The organism is Pelovirga sp. C15f, from assembly GCF_057178085.1.
The window spans coordinates 1-14,566 of record NZ_JBXUCV010000011.1 but is presented as its reverse complement, the minus strand read 5'-3'; the positions used below and the strand labels follow the sequence as shown (position 1 = coordinate 14,566).

Annotated in this window: 18 protein-coding genes and 2 pseudogenes; 16 read left to right on the top strand and 4 right to left on the bottom strand. The window is 48.0% G+C overall.

Annotated elements, in window-relative coordinates; translation table 11 throughout:
• The first annotated feature begins 8 nt into the window (after window positions 1-8).
• The 7 genes and pseudogenes from AC1931_RS15025 to AC1931_RS14995 all read left to right on the top strand — a co-directional run.
• Window positions 9-980, top strand: a complete 972-nt coding sequence (locus AC1931_RS15025) for a calcium/sodium antiporter (RefSeq protein WP_483878097.1) — start codon at window positions 9-11, stop codon at window positions 978-980.
• Window positions 981-1,024: 44 nt separating this feature from the next.
• The gene (locus AC1931_RS15020; RefSeq protein WP_483878096.1) at window positions 1,025-1,474 is read left to right on the top strand and encodes a tetratricopeptide repeat protein; all 450 of its coding nucleotides are present in this window, start codon (window positions 1,025-1,027) and stop codon (window positions 1,472-1,474) included.
• Window positions 1,475-2,191: 717 nt separating this feature from the next.
• A pseudogene (locus tag AC1931_RS15015) lies at window positions 2,192-2,731 on the top strand (DsbA family oxidoreductase); the annotation flags it as partial.
• A 196-nt stretch (window positions 2,732-2,927) separates the two neighbouring features.
• Window positions 2,928-3,464, top strand: coding sequence for a DUF924 family protein (locus tag AC1931_RS15010; RefSeq protein ID WP_483878095.1), 537 nt, complete (start codon window positions 2,928-2,930; stop codon window positions 3,462-3,464).
• A 136-nt stretch (window positions 3,465-3,600) separates the two neighbouring features.
• The gene (locus AC1931_RS15005) at window positions 3,601-4,005 is read left to right on the top strand and encodes a VOC family protein (RefSeq protein ID WP_483878094.1); all 405 of its coding nucleotides are present in this window, start codon (window positions 3,601-3,603) and stop codon (window positions 4,003-4,005) included.
• Window positions 4,006-4,073: 68 nt separating this feature from the next.
• The gene (locus AC1931_RS15000; RefSeq protein WP_483878093.1) at window positions 4,074-4,352 is read left to right on the top strand and encodes an NAD(P)H-dependent oxidoreductase; all 279 of its coding nucleotides are present in this window, start codon (window positions 4,074-4,076) and stop codon (window positions 4,350-4,352) included.
• A pseudogene (locus AC1931_RS14995) lies at window positions 4,283-4,651 on the top strand (flavodoxin family protein); the annotation flags it as partial. The gene AC1931_RS15000 and the pseudogene AC1931_RS14995, both read left to right, overlap by 70 nt.
• Before the next feature lie 161 nt (window positions 4,652-4,812).
• Here the strand turns inward: AC1931_RS14995 and AC1931_RS14990 are convergent.
• Window positions 4,813-5,388 (bottom strand): recombinase family protein, encoded by a 576-nt coding sequence (locus tag AC1931_RS14990; protein WP_483878092.1) that lies wholly within the window; start codon window positions 5,386-5,388, stop codon window positions 4,813-4,815.
• A 284-nt stretch (window positions 5,389-5,672) separates the two neighbouring features.
• On the opposite strand from AC1931_RS14990, the gene AC1931_RS14985 reads away from it, so the two are divergent.
• The 4 genes from AC1931_RS14985 to AC1931_RS14970 all read left to right on the top strand — a co-directional run bounded on the left by AC1931_RS14985 (window position 5,673) and on the right by AC1931_RS14970 (window position 7,663).
• Window positions 5,673-6,269, top strand: a complete 597-nt coding sequence (locus AC1931_RS14985) for a DUF6036 family nucleotidyltransferase (protein WP_483878091.1) — start codon at window positions 5,673-5,675, stop codon at window positions 6,267-6,269.
• A complete protein-coding gene (locus tag AC1931_RS14980) occupies window positions 6,262-6,933 on the top strand; it encodes a hypothetical protein (RefSeq protein WP_483878090.1) in 672 nt (223 codons plus the stop codon). The genes AC1931_RS14985 and AC1931_RS14980 overlap by 8 nt, the downstream gene beginning before the upstream one ends.
• Window positions 6,934-7,160: 227 nt before the next feature.
• Window positions 7,161-7,403: a type II toxin-antitoxin system Phd/YefM family antitoxin gene (locus AC1931_RS14975; RefSeq protein ID WP_483878089.1), complete on the top strand. Its 243-nt coding sequence runs from the start codon at window positions 7,161-7,163 to the stop codon at window positions 7,401-7,403.
• A complete protein-coding gene (locus tag AC1931_RS14970; protein WP_483878088.1) occupies window positions 7,400-7,663 on the top strand; it encodes a Txe/YoeB family addiction module toxin in 264 nt (87 codons plus the stop codon). Before AC1931_RS14975 ends, AC1931_RS14970 begins: the two co-directional genes overlap by 4 nt.
• A 220-nt stretch (window positions 7,664-7,883) precedes the next feature.
• Here the strand turns inward: AC1931_RS14970 and AC1931_RS14965 are convergent, their stop codons facing one another.
• The gene (locus AC1931_RS14965; protein ID WP_483878087.1) at window positions 7,884-8,669 is read right to left on the bottom strand and encodes a PEP-CTERM sorting domain-containing protein; all 786 of its coding nucleotides are present in this window, start codon (window positions 8,667-8,669) and stop codon (window positions 7,884-7,886) included.
• A 711-nt stretch (window positions 8,670-9,380) separates the two neighbouring features.
• Here AC1931_RS14965 and AC1931_RS14960 point away from each other — a divergent pair.
• The 3 genes from AC1931_RS14960 (at window position 9,381) to AC1931_RS14950 (ending at window position 11,118) form a co-directional block, all read left to right on the top strand.
• Window positions 9,381-9,716, top strand: a complete 336-nt coding sequence (locus AC1931_RS14960) for a YegP family protein (protein ID WP_483878086.1) — start codon at window positions 9,381-9,383, stop codon at window positions 9,714-9,716.
• A gap of 80 nt (window positions 9,717-9,796) precedes the next feature.
• Entirely contained in the window at window positions 9,797-10,255 is a 459-nt protein-coding gene (gene mscL / locus AC1931_RS14955; protein ID WP_483878085.1) for a large-conductance mechanosensitive channel protein MscL, read from the top strand.
• Window positions 10,256-10,473: 218 nt separating this feature from the next.
• Window positions 10,474-11,118: a DUF2959 domain-containing protein gene (locus tag AC1931_RS14950; protein ID WP_483878084.1), complete on the top strand. Its 645-nt coding sequence runs from the start codon at window positions 10,474-10,476 to the stop codon at window positions 11,116-11,118.
• Between the two features lie 279 nt (window positions 11,119-11,397).
• Here the strand turns inward: AC1931_RS14950 and AC1931_RS14945 are convergent, their stop codons facing one another.
• Both AC1931_RS14945 and AC1931_RS14940 read right to left on the bottom strand, forming a co-directional pair.
• Window positions 11,398-11,664 carry a hypothetical protein gene (locus AC1931_RS14945; RefSeq protein WP_483878083.1) on the bottom strand — a complete coding sequence of 89 codons (267 nt, stop codon included), beginning with the start codon at window positions 11,662-11,664 and terminating at the stop codon, window positions 11,398-11,400.
• A 69-nt stretch (window positions 11,665-11,733) separates the two neighbouring features.
• The gene (locus AC1931_RS14940; RefSeq protein ID WP_483878082.1) at window positions 11,734-11,916 is read right to left on the bottom strand and encodes a DUF362 domain-containing protein; all 183 of its coding nucleotides are present in this window, start codon (window positions 11,914-11,916) and stop codon (window positions 11,734-11,736) included.
• A 595-nt stretch (window positions 11,917-12,511) separates the two neighbouring features.
• Here AC1931_RS14940 and AC1931_RS14935 point away from each other — a divergent pair.
• Complete coding sequence (locus AC1931_RS14935; RefSeq protein ID WP_483878081.1) at window positions 12,512-13,012, top strand: chemotaxis protein CheW; 501 nt, start codon at window positions 12,512-12,514, stop codon at window positions 13,010-13,012.
• 38 nt (window positions 13,013-13,050) lie between these two features.
• Window positions 13,051-14,566 (top strand): methyl-accepting chemotaxis protein (locus AC1931_RS14930; protein WP_483878080.1); only part of this gene is annotated, 1,516 nt, incomplete at its 3' end.

The window sequence follows — 14,566 nt, the reverse complement described above, 5'->3', positions numbered from 1 at the left end:
TCACTTAAATGGCCTTAGCATTTTTTGCCGTCGCTCTTGGACTAGCGCTTTTAGTCTGGAGTGCCGACCGTTTTGTGGCAGGATCAACAGCAACAGCACGGCATTTTGGAATGCCGCCGCTTTTGATCGGCATGGCGATCATCGGTTTCGGCACTTCTGCGCCGGAAATGGTGGTTTCGGTCATTTCGGCCGCGCAAGGAAATCCCGGTATTGCTCTGGGTAATGCCTATGGGTCGAACATCACCAACATTGCGTTGATCCTCGGCCTGACGGCGCTGATCAGTCCCATCGCCGTTCATTCGCAGGTATTGAGGAAGGAATTGCCGATTCTCACCGGCATCACGATCCTGGCCGCATGGCAGCTTTGGGATGGCGAAATTACCCGACTCGACGCTCTGGTACTGTTGGGGATATTTGCCGGTCTGATGATTTGGACTTTCAGGCAGGGCATGCAGAAAAAAGATGATGCACTCGGGGCAGAGCTGGCAGAAAAACTGGACGCCCACGTCATGCCACTGCGCCAGGCGGTTGTTCGGCTGACCCTTGGCTTGTTGGTGCTCATTGCCAGCTCCCGGCTTCTCGTTTGGGGCGCTGTAACAATTGCCCATGGCTTCGGTGTCAGCGATCTGATTATCGGTCTGACTATCGTCGCGGTCGGCACGTCGCTGCCGGAGCTGGCCTCGTCGATCATCGCCGCCCGCAAGGGCGAGCATGAGATCGCTCTGGGAAACATCCTGGGGTCTAATCTGTTCAACACTCTGGCCGTGGTAGGCATTGCCGGTATAGTCCATCCCTTGGTTGTGGGGCCGGAAATCCTGTCTCGGGATGTTTTGGTCATGGTTGCCCTGACGGTTGCATTGTTTATCCTCGGCTTTGGTTTCCGTGGAACCGGCCGTATTAACCGTTATGAGGGCGCGGTGTTGTTGGTCAGCTACGTCATTTACACTGGTTATCTGGTAAGTACAGTCTTTGACGTTTAAAGCATCCAGATAATCCTTAAAAAACAGGGGGCATTTGCTATATTATGAACATAGATGAAACAACATTTGACGCAGTTTTGTATCAAATCAATGCAGCGATGGGCTCTGGGGCTTATGACTTGGCGCTGATGTATATTGACCAGGCCCCGGAGTTCGCTGATGTTCCGATTATTATCTCTTATCGCGCCTATTGCATGGCTAAAGGCCAGGGCCGCATTCGTGATGCCATTGCTTTATGTCGCAATACCATCCAGCAGGATCCATATTCCCCGAAACATTATCTGATTCTTGGGCGCCTGTTGTTATTGTCTGATCAGAAAACTCAAGCTATTAAAATTTTTCGAGCGGGTCTAAAGCATGGGAGAAATTCAGAAATCATTCAAGAACTGAAAGCTATTGGCTTACGTAAGGCACCGATCTTTTCTAATATTGAAAGGAGCCATCCTCTCAATAGAATCACTGGTAGACTGCTGACTCTATGCGGGTTGCGTTAGCACATACTGGCAACTCTGAAAGGGCCATCATCTGCTTTAGGTCAGATAATCCTATTTTTACGGCAAGCTTTATCGACACCCTGCTTGTTTAAAAACGTCCACGAGCTGGTATCCGTAGATGTTTTGCCGGTCGATGATGGTCAGAAGTACGATCTGGCTCTGTTTGACACGGTGACAAGCCGCCTAGTATTTAAAGCCTGTAAATTCATATGCTGACGGACATAGCGAAAAACCCCCGGGATTTCCAGGTACATCGTGCGGTACGGGTAGACAGGCGCACCATAGTCTTTTGATACAGACAATTTTTCCGTTCTCATCGACCAAAATAAGGGTATGACTCAGTTCGCCATTGGCAATGGCCCGGTTCAGCCTGGATTCAGTTTGCAATCTTAAGGAGTTTCTGGATGCAGAACTCTGATAAAGTAAAACTCGAGACCGAGACCGGGCACTACTCGACGTAGTGGTTACCAGTTTCAGTGCTGAGGCAATGTGGATTCTGGTGGGTGAGGGGCTCCACAGCGGCAAATGCAAACCGGAGCCGACCCTGAATGGCCTGCCCTTTGCCGGAAGTGCCAAACGCCGCGGAATCATTTGCCCGCTCAGGGTTACGGTCACACTGGAAGAACTCGCCCGTAAAGTTCATCAGAGTGGGGGGCTCAGGAGATAACGATGGCAACTCTGGAAGTTTTTTACGACTATATCTGACCCTGGTGCTACTTCGGTGCCGTGCGCACCGAACAATTGCGGCAGGAATTTGACCTGGAACTTCGTTGGACCGTTTTCCCCCTGCATCCGGAAACGCCTGAGCAGGGGCAGTCTCTTGAACAGCTATTCGCAGGTCGGATTGATGTGCCGAGCATGCTGAACCGCCTGAAGCAAGTCGCGGATTCGCTGGAATTGCCCTTCTGTGCCCGAACCCATACCTACAATAGCCGCCGTGCTCAAGAACTGGGCAAATGGGCTGAGCAGCAAGGGCAGGGAGATGCTTTTCGTGCGGCGATCTACCAGGCTTATTTCGCTGAGGGACGTAATATCGCAAAACCTACTGAGCTGGCTGCCATTGTCGCCGAACTTGGACTCTCGGTAACGGAGGCTCAACAGGTGCTGAATGAGCAGATGTTTGCCGACGCAGTCGATGCCGACTGGCAGCGCTCCCGCAGCCTCGGTGTCAGCTCCGTGCCGACCCATCACTACGAAAGCCGTGCCTTAGTCGGTTTTCAAGAATATGCTGCTTTTCGTCGACTGATAAGTAGCTGAATATGGTCGACTGGTTATTGCGGTGAACGCAGAAGAGGACAACCATCGTTTTTAAATTCAGAGATTGTCGGAAAATATCGATAGCTACCGAATAAGCTATCAAATCTGAAATTGCTGTCGTGACAATAACTTCGCGTCGCTGTAGATTTTCAAAAACGTTACCCTTTCTGATACTTGAAGGTTCAATATTAATAAAATGCACACGGAAATTCTGACATTCTGGTTTCAAGAAATCGATGCCAGACTTTGGTTCGCTACGGACAAGGACTTCGACGATCAGGTTCGGCACCGTTTTCTTCCCATGATGCAGCAAGCCGCTGCCGGAGAGTTGTACTCATGGCGGGCTACGGCGGAGGGGCGTCTTGCAGAAATCATTGTGCTGGATCAGTTTTCCCGAAACGTGTATCGCAACACACCTCAGGCATTTGCCCAAGACCCAATAGCACTTGTTCTAGCTCAAGAGGCAGTTGCTTCCGGGGCGCTGATATCACTCACACCGACTCAATGTGGATTCCTTCTCTTGCCGTACATGCACAGCGAATCAAGACAGATACACGTCGTAGCAGAAGCGCTTTATAAAGATTTTGCTCCATCAGAAAGCTACAAATTCGAGCTGCTGCATAAAGCAATCATTGACCGCTTTGGTCGTTATCCGCACAGAAATGAGATCCTTGGACGTACTTCCACGTCAGAGGAGTTAGAATTTCTGACGCAGCCGGGGTCGCGGTTCTAGTTTTTGGTCTTCAGTATTTGTCGCAGATGGACAACCATTTAAACTGTCCGATAACTCGCTACCCACAGAACTTGACACCCCCACGGATACCAAATTGTTGGCGTGTCTTATGGGCAGGCTTGTTAGGAAGAGAATCTTGAAACCTAAGATTAGCATTATCACGCTTGGTGTGGATGATCTGGAGAGGGCCACTCGTTTCTATTCCGAAGGTCTCGGTCTGCCACAGCACGACTTTGAAGGCGGCAACATATCCTTTTTCAGTCTGGAAGGAACCTGGTTAGCGCTATACCCTCGGGAGGAGTTGGCTAAGGACATCGGGTTAGCCGTTCCCGCTCATGTTGGCTTCTCCGGCATTACACTGGCCCACAATGTTGCAAGCAAACCAGAAGTTGATACTGTCCTTAGTCAAGCAGTATCAGCAGGCGCACAAATTATCAAACCGGCGGTGGAGGTTTTCTGGGGTGGTTACTCCGGTTACTTTCAAGATCCAGAAGGTCATTACTGGGAAGTGGCCTACAACCCCTATCAAGACCTGACGTAATGGCGGAACCACCGACTACTCCTAACGATCACCGGCCGTGCTGTTGGTGTTGGAAGGAAGAATAGAAGATGAAAATACTGGTACTCAACGGAAGCCATCGACAAAGGGGAACGGTTGTTACACTCCTTAAGTCTGTAACGGAACCACTTTTAGCCGATCATGAAATCGAGTGGATTGATGTATGCAAACTCAACATGCAATATTGCAAAGCCTGCATGACCTGCCGGGATAAAGAAACATGCATTTTGCCTGAAGATGATGCGCACATTGCGGGAAAAAAATTCAGGACGCCGAAGCCCTGGTCATCGGTACGCCGACACACTGGGGGAACATGTGCGCACCGTTGAAACTCCTTTTTGACCGCAATGTTCCAGTATTTATGGGAGAAAGTCCCAAGGCCATACCAGTTCCAAGACAAAAAGGGAAGCGTGCTGTGGTCGTGACGGCATGCACGACACCATGGCCCTTCAATTTCATTTTTCCTGAAAGCAGAGGAGCCATCCGAGCGGTCAGAGAGGTTCTACGCTATGGGGGGTACAAGGTAGTGGGTACAATAACGAAACCAGGAACCAAGAAGTCAAAAGAGATTTCGTCATCCTTGACGGCAAAGGCAAATTGTCTGGGGAAAAAGCTCATACAGAGATGACCTTCCAACAAATACATGAACTCGGACTGGCAATTCCGCTACGCTCCATTACCAGCAGGTTATGCGGTCCGTTGAAAAAGCCTGTCCGAAAAGTCACTACTTCTTGAACACGAATACCCCGCCCGGAGTGCTGGAAGGGGCATTCCTGCATTGCACCTATTTCAGGACATCTGCTGGCAGTTTTCAGAATAGATGCGGTAAACGGATGATCGGCTTATCCCGTAGTGGTCAGCGATCTCCGTCTTGCTGCAACCAGGGGCTTCGTAGTCGTTTATCAATTGGGATATTTCGTTCACAGTGAGTTTTGGCCGAGCTCCAACTTTCACACCCCTGGCGAGGGCACGCATTCTACCCTCGTAAGAACGCTCTCGAATAATTCCTCTTTCAAATTCTCCGATGGCGGCAAGAATATTAAATTGCAGCCGGCCATAAATCGACGTCGTGTCAATCCCCTGGTCCAGCACCACCAGATCGACATTTTTGATCTCAAACTTTTGAACGATATTGGCGAGGTCCACAACGGATCGGGCGAGCCGATCCAGTTTAGTGACTACGAAGACATCACCATCGCGAACAAAGCCCAAAGCGTTCTGTAATTCTGGACGGTTCCTGGTTGGTTTTCCCGAAACCTTTTCATGAAATACCCGATCACAATCCGCAAGGCGTTCAAGTTGAAGATCCAGTTTCTGTCCAGCTGTACTGACCCTTGCATAACCAACACGCATCCCTTTGTTCATGACCATCTCCTTTCTTGCCGACATGGCAACTCTGAGGGAGTCATAAGTTTATCCGGAATTAGGTGGCTGGCTGGGAGTGCCGGGATTGTTGCTATAAAACCGGTGAGGGATGGCAACTAGACGCCGGATTTGGTAGCGCAGTTTATTGATGATGGATTTATTTACTGAGATGCATTGCCTCGGTTTTTTGAAAAAAGTTTCAACTTCTCTGACTTGACAAAATTAATTAGATTGTATAATTTCATACAATTAATTGTAGATATAAATACAAGGATATGTGCTTAATGGTACAAAATGAATACAGACTCGACAAAGACGAACTCCTCAACAATCTGAGGGCGTGGAATAGAGTGTTGCGGCGGAAAGTTCAATTGATCGCTTGTGGTGGCACGGCCATGACTCTACTAGGCGTTAAAGCATCAACAAAAGATGTCGATTTCATGGTGCCTGACGTTAGGGAATACAACTACCTGATAAAGCAATTACCAGCAATGAGCTACACGCCAACCACTGGTCCCGGTTGGCAACGCAAAGGTGAAGCTTTTCATTATGACCTGTTTCGGGGCAACAACATTCACACAACTGGATTACTGGAGTCGCCCTTGGAGGCTGGACGAAACAAACGACTTGTTGAATTCTCGAACCTCTATATTGGCATCCTGAATGATTATGACTTGATATCCAGCAAACTGATGCGCGGCACCAGGGTAGACTATGAAGATTGCGTGGCGCTGGCAAAATTTCATAAGGACGAGCTGGATCTTGAAAGGCTTGCAGCCCACTTTCATGAAATGGTCAGTTGCGATATTGCGGAACTTCGATTAAAACCAAACATAAACATCTTCCTGGAATTACTGCAGGAGGGCACACAAAATGACTGACGAAAAACTCCTCAAAAGCCTATCCAAACTCGGATTCTCAATGTTTGAGCCGAGTGAAGAACTTGAGGTGAACGAAACTCTGGCCAAGGTAGTCGAGAGCAACGACTCCCGGCTTTGGGAGGGGTTTCCCGTTCTTTTGGCTAGCGCAGGAGAAAGTTATCAGTTTTCGACAGACAAGGTTGAACAGCAACTCTCCTCAGAGGTGCTTAAAAAACGTTATCACCGCCTCCTCTTACTCTCGTCGGCAGTCTACGCCTATTACCACTTGTCTTTTTCGTGGCTGACCAAGCTAACAAAAACGTTTTCCAACGACGACAAGAACCGTGTTAAATCCTGGCAGAAAGCCTTTGCCAACGGCCACGCACCGGAATGGTCAAATGACGAGGTCGATCCAGAGCGCGTCAGGGGTCTTTTTGAGCTTTATTTTGAGCAGAAAGCTGAAAAAGACCGTAGGCGTAAGGACCGCTATGACGAATTCTCTTTGGAGTACGCTCTGTCACAAGTTTTCTCCCCTAAGCAGAAGGAGCTATTTAGAAAGAAGCTGGAAGGTGATCCGCTGACCAAAACCGAGCAGGAATATTACTCACGAACCGTAAAAAAGAAGGTGGTAGCACTCGCCAACTCTGAGATGCATAGCCTAGCCAGAAAATTACTGGAGCAGTAATGCCGAAAATCCCCACTTGGCGATCCGGGCGGGGATTTCTGATAATGCAGGGTTTGTGGGAAGTCCCCACCCAGACAAAATTTACACCATCCATTCAATCTAAAATGATTTATGAGAAACGTGGTTCTTTTGTTGGCGCTGAACACCAATGGTTTTTGAGTTCTGTTTTAGTTGACTATCAACCCTAGCTGGCGTACGCTTTAGCGTACCTAGAGAGGAGAACGAAAATGACTACTATAACGGCAACTGAAGCAAGGAAAAGCCTCTATAAACTTCTCGATGAAGTTTCCGAATCGCATGAGCCTGTACAAATTACCGGCAAGCGCGGCAATGCGGTCCTGATCGCTGAAGACGATTGGCGGGCTGTCCAGGAGACGCTATATCTCCATTCTGTGCCGGGAATGAAGGAATCAATCGTTGAGGGGATGAAAACCCCTGTCGATGAGTGCGACGAGGAACTTGACTGGTGAGTTGGCGGATCGTTTTTACCAAGCAGGCCCAAAAGGATGGGAAGAAATTATCGGCTTCAGGACTGAAGCCGAAAGCAGAAAAGCTGCTTAGTATCCTAGCGGAGAATCCATATCAGACCCCGCCCCCGTATGAAAAGCTCGTTGGCGATTTGGCCGGAGCATATTCTCGTCGAATCAACATTCAGCATCGACTTGTCTATCAGGTTCTGGAAGACACAAGAGACGTGAAGGTGCTGCGAATGTGGACGCATTATGAATAGAGTAGTTGCTGCGGTTTTTATAAAAGTCACGGCATCTTAAATATCGTAACCTCGATTGGCGATCCGGGTGTGGATATTCTGGTAATGCAGGTTTTATAGGATGTTGACAGATTTACCAAAAAAATTCACCAAATCAATGCAGTAATATCTATAAAAAAAAAGCGGAGCCATTGTTGACCCCGCCTCGCTTGTCGAAATATTTAACAGTGATCGCAAGGCTTTACTTTTTGTTCGTCCTGTGTCTGTAGAGGGCAAGCCCGACGAGGCCACTGCCAAAAAGGAGCAGGGTGCCGGGCTCCGGGACGGGGGCAGGTTCCGGAGGGATTTCACCAAAGTTAAGGATATAAGCATGAACCGTAAGAGTGTCAGAAAGACCCATATCTAAGCCACTCTCAAAGAAGATACCTATCATGTTATTGTCTATCAGTTGATAATTATCACTCAAGTCAAAGGGGTTCCATAAACCAGTTAAAAACGTATTTGTGTAATAATTTAAAACCCACGATTCCGGCAACAAATAGTCAATTGAGTTGCTATCCCAATCTAGATTGCCTCCAGTGATGCCACCAGAAAAATAGGATGTTTCTCCGGTAATAACGTTATACCAATACGGAATATTCCAATTGACGGCCCCCCAGCTACCCTCACCGTTTACTCCACTTGTAATACTTTGGTTATCAAAAGCAAGATTTGCATAAATATCATAGGTGCCATAACCTACACCGTCAGATTTTAGGGTAAAAAACTCTATTTCTTTATACTCTCCCTCATCAATTGTAAATGATTGGGTTGCCAGGGCGGGGTTTAATGTTGCTGATAGAGAAGACCATTGCCCAACCGTTACATCGCCAATTATGGGTACATCGAGTGTTGTCCCCCACGTAAAATTTGAGAGGCTTACACTAGACGAGCCAGAACCGGAAAGCGTCACAGGTGTCGCAGTGACAACAGAGGCCAAAAGAAAAACACAATAGATCGAAAGGATCAAAATTCTTGTCGGTTTCATTTGTTGACCTCCTTTGTGAAGAAAATCCTTCCCTGGTCCGTTAATGAAATTACAAGCCAGACGCAACATTTAAAGGTAAGTCAATGAGGAATCATCCGTGCTACAATATTACCTCGTATTTTATGTTTGTAAAGCCAACATCATATTGAATTATAACGATAATTGTAATAATAGCTTTGGCAGAAGGGCCATTGTGGGGCGCTCAGTGTCCCTCCTAAAACCCCTGCAACTGAAATTGCCAATCGCTCCTGAAAGATTCAAATCCCAATCAACCCCAAAAGAAAATTCCTCCTCCGATGGCTCGAAAGAGGCGCTTCAATTTGACGCTCTCAGAGGAGTTCACCTACTACTTTGCCAGCATCTCGCAAGAGCCCTGCGTCAGCTCCGGCATTTCTTGTGATGCGTGGTATATGTAACATTGATCGAACAGAGGATTTCAATTCTGTGCATTCGGTGGAGCAACTATTAAGAAATTACTTACTGAGCAATCTTGTCAGGGAATTCCTCCTATCCACTCTTTTGAATGTTGATAGAAAACCCGACCAATAATTAGCGTGCCACTATTTTTTTAATGGTGCTGTTTTTCGCCCACCCGAACTAGCATAAGCAGGTATACTTGCAATTGTGTCGACCTACCTTAATAGTCACAGAGAATTCTTATGTGTAGGTACTGGTTAGTCGCAGGATAACATTTTTAAAATGGAGTTCACCATGGCAAGCAAATTTGAATTGAAAAAAAGTAAGGACGGGCAGTTCATGTTCAACCTGAAAGCTACCAACGGTCAGGTGATTTTAACCAGTGAGCTTTACAAGACAAAGGCCAGTGCAGAGAACGGCATCGAATCGGTGCGCAAGAATTCAGTCCGCGAAGGCGCTTTTGAGACCAGGACCAACGCCAAGGGCGAACCGTATTTTATTCTGAAAGCGACCAACGGCCAGGAAGTCGGGCGGAGCGAATACTACTCCTCTAAGTCGGCTATGGAGAACGGCATTGCTTCAGTAATGAAGAATTCACCAGAAGCTACGATTGACGATATAACTGCGTAAAAAGTTTTTTGAATGAGTTTCCAAACACTCACAGCAGTGAGGATATGGATCAATCGATCTTTTAACGACTTGGAGGCTTTATGTTCAAAGAATTTAAAGAATTTGCCATGCGTGGCAACGTTGTTGACATGGCGGTAGGTATCATTATTGGTGGAGCCTTTGGCACGATCGTCAAAAGCCTTGTCAGTGATGTTATTATGCCTCCAATTGGTCTGCTCCTTGGTGGGGTCGATTTCTCCGAATTATTCCTTGTCTTAAAAGAAGGCTCAACGCCAAGCCCTTATGTTGCTTTAGCAGAAGCTCAAGCGGCTGGAGCAGTCACCATCAATTACGGCGTTTTCATCAATTCAGTCATCAGCTTTATCATCGTTGCTTTCGCAGTCTTTATGTTGATCAAATCCTTAAATAAACTAAAACGAGAAGGAGAAGCGCCGGCGGTGGAGCCAACTGAAAAGGAATGCCCATACTGCTTTACAAGCATTCCGATCAAAGCCATTCGTTGTCCCCACTGCACTTCGGAAGTCGAGCCGGCCAGATAGAAGGCAATCTTCACATGATCAGCTTGGAAAAGTTTGCCTTAAAAGCTGATCTGAAGGCAGGCAAATTCGATCGGACAACTTGCTGAGAGAACTGAGCAGCAGTCATGTGAGTCAATACATAGCCAAATAACTCTCGGTGTGCCAGGATCTTCAGGCTGACTGCCTCGCCGACTTGTGTGACTATATTAGCGATTTCCACGACAGGGAAGGAGAACGTTATGAACTGTCGATGGCCCATTATTTGTCTCGTAGTCGTGACCCTCCTCGGTTGTAGTAGCGTGTATTACGGAGCCATGGAGAAGGTTGGGATTCACAAGCGCGATATTATGGTGGATCGTGTTAAATCCGCTCGCGACAGTCAGGGTGAAGCCAAAAAGCAATTTCTGACTACCATGGAGCAATTCAGAAATGTCGTTAACTTTCAGGGTGGCAATCTGGAACGTGAATACAACCGGCTCAATACAACTCTTCAAAAAAGTGAGGCCAAGGCTGACGAGGTTAGTGAACACATTGACGCGGTCGAGGATGTTTCAGAGGCGTTATTCAACGAATGGCGTGCGGAGATCAAACAGTACAGTAGCGATTCACTGCGTCAATCGAGCCAGCGTAAATATGACCTGACTCGGAAGAAATATTCTGAGCTTATGGCCGCCATGAAAAAAGCCGAAGCTCGGTTAGAGCCGGCCCTGATCCCACTGCGTGATCAAGTCCTGTTCATGAAACACAATTTGAATGCCAAGGCCATTGCCGGATTGAGCAGCGAAATGACCAACGTACAAGCGAATGTCGACACATTGATCCGAGACATGGAAAGGGCCATTTCCCAGGCAGACTCCTTCATTGTAGAGCTTCAGTCTGACTAGTAGTGGGCTTAATAACTCACGACCATAATCCCTCGCGCGGTGATGCAAGCGGGGGATTTTCTGGTAATGCAGCATCCACAGAGCACGAAACGCTCACTGATATCAAATCGTGGGCGTTTCCTATGATGCACCACCTTTAAAACATGAAAATCCCGCCCGGTTAGCCGAGCGAGATTTTCTGGTAATGCAGGGTCTTTAGTAAATTGACAGAACCAGATTTTTTCCTAGATCAGAAGTTACAGAAATATGATTTACTGAACTGCCGAAACGTTGAAACCGCTATTCACCACCCTGTTTGTTTGGAGCGGATTTTTCACAATCTATATCTGCATCGAGGCGATGTAATGCATGTAGAATTTCGCTTAGCATGTTGGGTGGCCCACCGGTCATATTCTCTTCCTCCGCAACCGCCAACTCGCGAGCGTCATATTCCCAGCGCCGCAAAACTTTGATTTTTTGCTCCCGGGTCAGCGAAGAATCTTCAAAAACATCACTCGGGTTGGCGTAAACGCTGCCCTGTCCGAATTGTACCTTTTCAATATCCATTCACTGTCCTCATACTTTCTCTGCATAGCTCCCCGAACGTCGAGCCCAGGGAGGCATCAAGAGATATAATTATGCGGTCGTTTCCCACTTAATCACATCTACCGGGCAGACGCTATCACAGGAGCCGCAATCAGTACAGATCTCCTTATCGATCACATGAACATCCCCCTGTTCGCTAATTGCATCCACCGGGCAGACACCAGCGCAGGCCCCACAATTGATACATCCTTCATCAATCCAATGAGTTCCCATTTGTATAGTCTCCTTTCTTTTCATATTATCCAACTTACATTCGCTATATTATCACAGATACTTAACTGTGCAATTTGTCATACTTCCAAACCGAAGAGTGCTGACAAGTTTTTTTGTCCAAGATGTGGTCGAACTCAACACCTAGGATCTCCTATCGCCGGTAATCTTGGTCGTTAAAGTAGCCTGTTCGAAAAGTCACCGCTTCATAAACTCTAAAACCCCCGCTCCGCAATCCAGACGGAGCATTCTGTTAATGCAGGATCTCCAGTAATTACCAACCCAGACCAATTTCTCACCTCCAAAAAATACTGGATGATTGATAAGACAAACCTGAATACCTCCCTATTCGAGCGTCGTTCGTCCAAATTTGTGTGCTGATTCCGACCTTCTTTTTGATTACTAAAAAAGGATTAAATAGTTTTGATTAATTATTTTAATTATTTTGTTGTAAAACCTTGTTTTGTTGATTATTGTTTATCCTGTCGCTGTGGTTCTAAGTGACTGATATGAGACATTTTTGGTAGCATTTATATCTATAGCAACCTGTTTATAAAAAAATCGTTCATTTTTTTAACGCATGAGAAAGGAGGCTCGCATGACCACTGTCGAAGAATCGAACGCTGATCGCTTGTTTACGATGGATGAGGATTCCATGGAAGGAATGTACTTAACCTTCGATCTGGCCAGTGAAGGCTACGGCATTGAAATCCGCCACGTGATCGAAATTATCGGGATTCAACCGATCACTGCGGTACCCGATCTGCCCGATCATGTCATCGGGGTACTGAACCTTCGCGGCAAGGTGATTCCCATCATCGAGGTGCGCCGCCGCTTCGGTTTGTCCCATCGCGATCATGATGAGCGTACCTGTATCGTCGTGGTCAACGTCAACGATAATTCCGTCGGTCTGGTGGTCGACAAGGTCAGCGAAGTCATCACCATCCCAGCCAATGAGATTGAGCCCCCGCCTGCCACCGGTCGCTCTCGCAGACACTATATCGCCGGCATGGGCAAGATCGGCCAGCAGGTCAAGATCCTGCTGGATATCGAAGCCCTGCTGGAAGATGAGGAACTGGAAACGATCGAAGCGGTTTAACCGTCAACCTGCCACTTAACAATACAAGGAGGAGATAAATGAAAAACCTGAAGATTGGCGTCAAACTGATTGGAGGATTTCTGATTGTTGCCCTGATCACGCTGGTTGTCGGTGCAATCGGTTGGTGGGGTGTTAATGATCTGGACGGCCACCTGGTTGAGGTCGGCGATGTCCGTCTGCCGAGCATTGAAAGTCTGAAGGAAACCGAATTAGTCATGGAAGGAATCATGCTGGTTCATCGTACTATGATGACGGAACGCATCAGTATGGAACAACGCCAACAGTATCTGGCCCAAACCAATGAGAGCTGGCAGGAACTTGATCAAACCTGGGCCCGTTTTATGGAGTTACCGGCGACCGCTGAAGAAGAACGCCTGAGTAGCGCCTTTGAGGCGCAATTAGCGGACTGGCGTCGTCTGGATGAGCAATGGCGCCAACACAACCAGCGTTTTGAAGCCCTGGATGTTCTTGACCCGGCAGACCTGGTCTCCAAGCTGCAACAATTTCGTGGCGATCATTATAATTTGCAACTCAGTGTTGCCGGTTTGATTTTAAACGGACAACCCTTTGACGGGGGAGACAACCCGACTAACTGCAACTTTGGTCGCTGGCTGGCCAGTTATACCACGCAAAATCAAGATTTTAATCGGATCCTTACTGATGTTCGCGCTAACCATGACATCTTTCACCATGCGGTGATCGATATTCGCCAGGCCGTTCAAGATGTCAACCGACTTGAATCCCGGCGTCTGTTCTCTGATGTGATGCAGCCGGCCGCCGAAAAGTCCTTTGCCGCCTTTGATCAGATGATCAAGGTGGCTGAACAGGCCAATAGCATGCGCAATGAGATGACAGCCATGGTGATGGGACCCATGTATACTGAAGCTGAAGAAGCCATGGACGTGCTGGGGGAGCTGACTCATATCAATGAGGGGATTGCCCAAAATGCCATTGAAGAAGCCCACGCGGCAACATTTATGGCTGAATCCTTTTCTATTGGTGGCAGTGCAATCGGCGTCGTTTTGGCGTTGACACTGGGATTTTTCCTCTCTCGCAGTATCAGCATACCGGTCGTAAAAGGAGTTGAACTCGCCCAGGAGATCGCCAAGGGTGATTTCAGCATGCGCCTGAACATGGAGCGCGGTGACGAAATCGGCATTCTGGCCAAATCCCTGGATGACATGGCCGAAAACCTCTCGCGTAACGCCGATGTCGCTGAACAGATCGCCGACGGCAACCTCAATGTCGAGGTGCAGCTGGCGTCGGAAAAGGACCAGCTGGGTCTGGCCCTGCAGACCATGGTGCTGAACCTCAACGATATCTTAGGCCAGATCCAGGTCGCCGGTGAGCAGATCGCTTCGGGCTCCGGTCAGGTCGCCGACTCCAGTCAGGCCCTGTCGCAAGGAGCGACGGAATCGGCCAGCTCACTCGAAGAGATCTCCGCGTCCCTGAACCAGCTCTCGTCACAGACCGGCACCAACGCCGAAAACGCCAACACCGCCAATCAACTGGCCGGTGAAGCACGCAATGCCGCCGAACAGGGCAGCCGCAAGA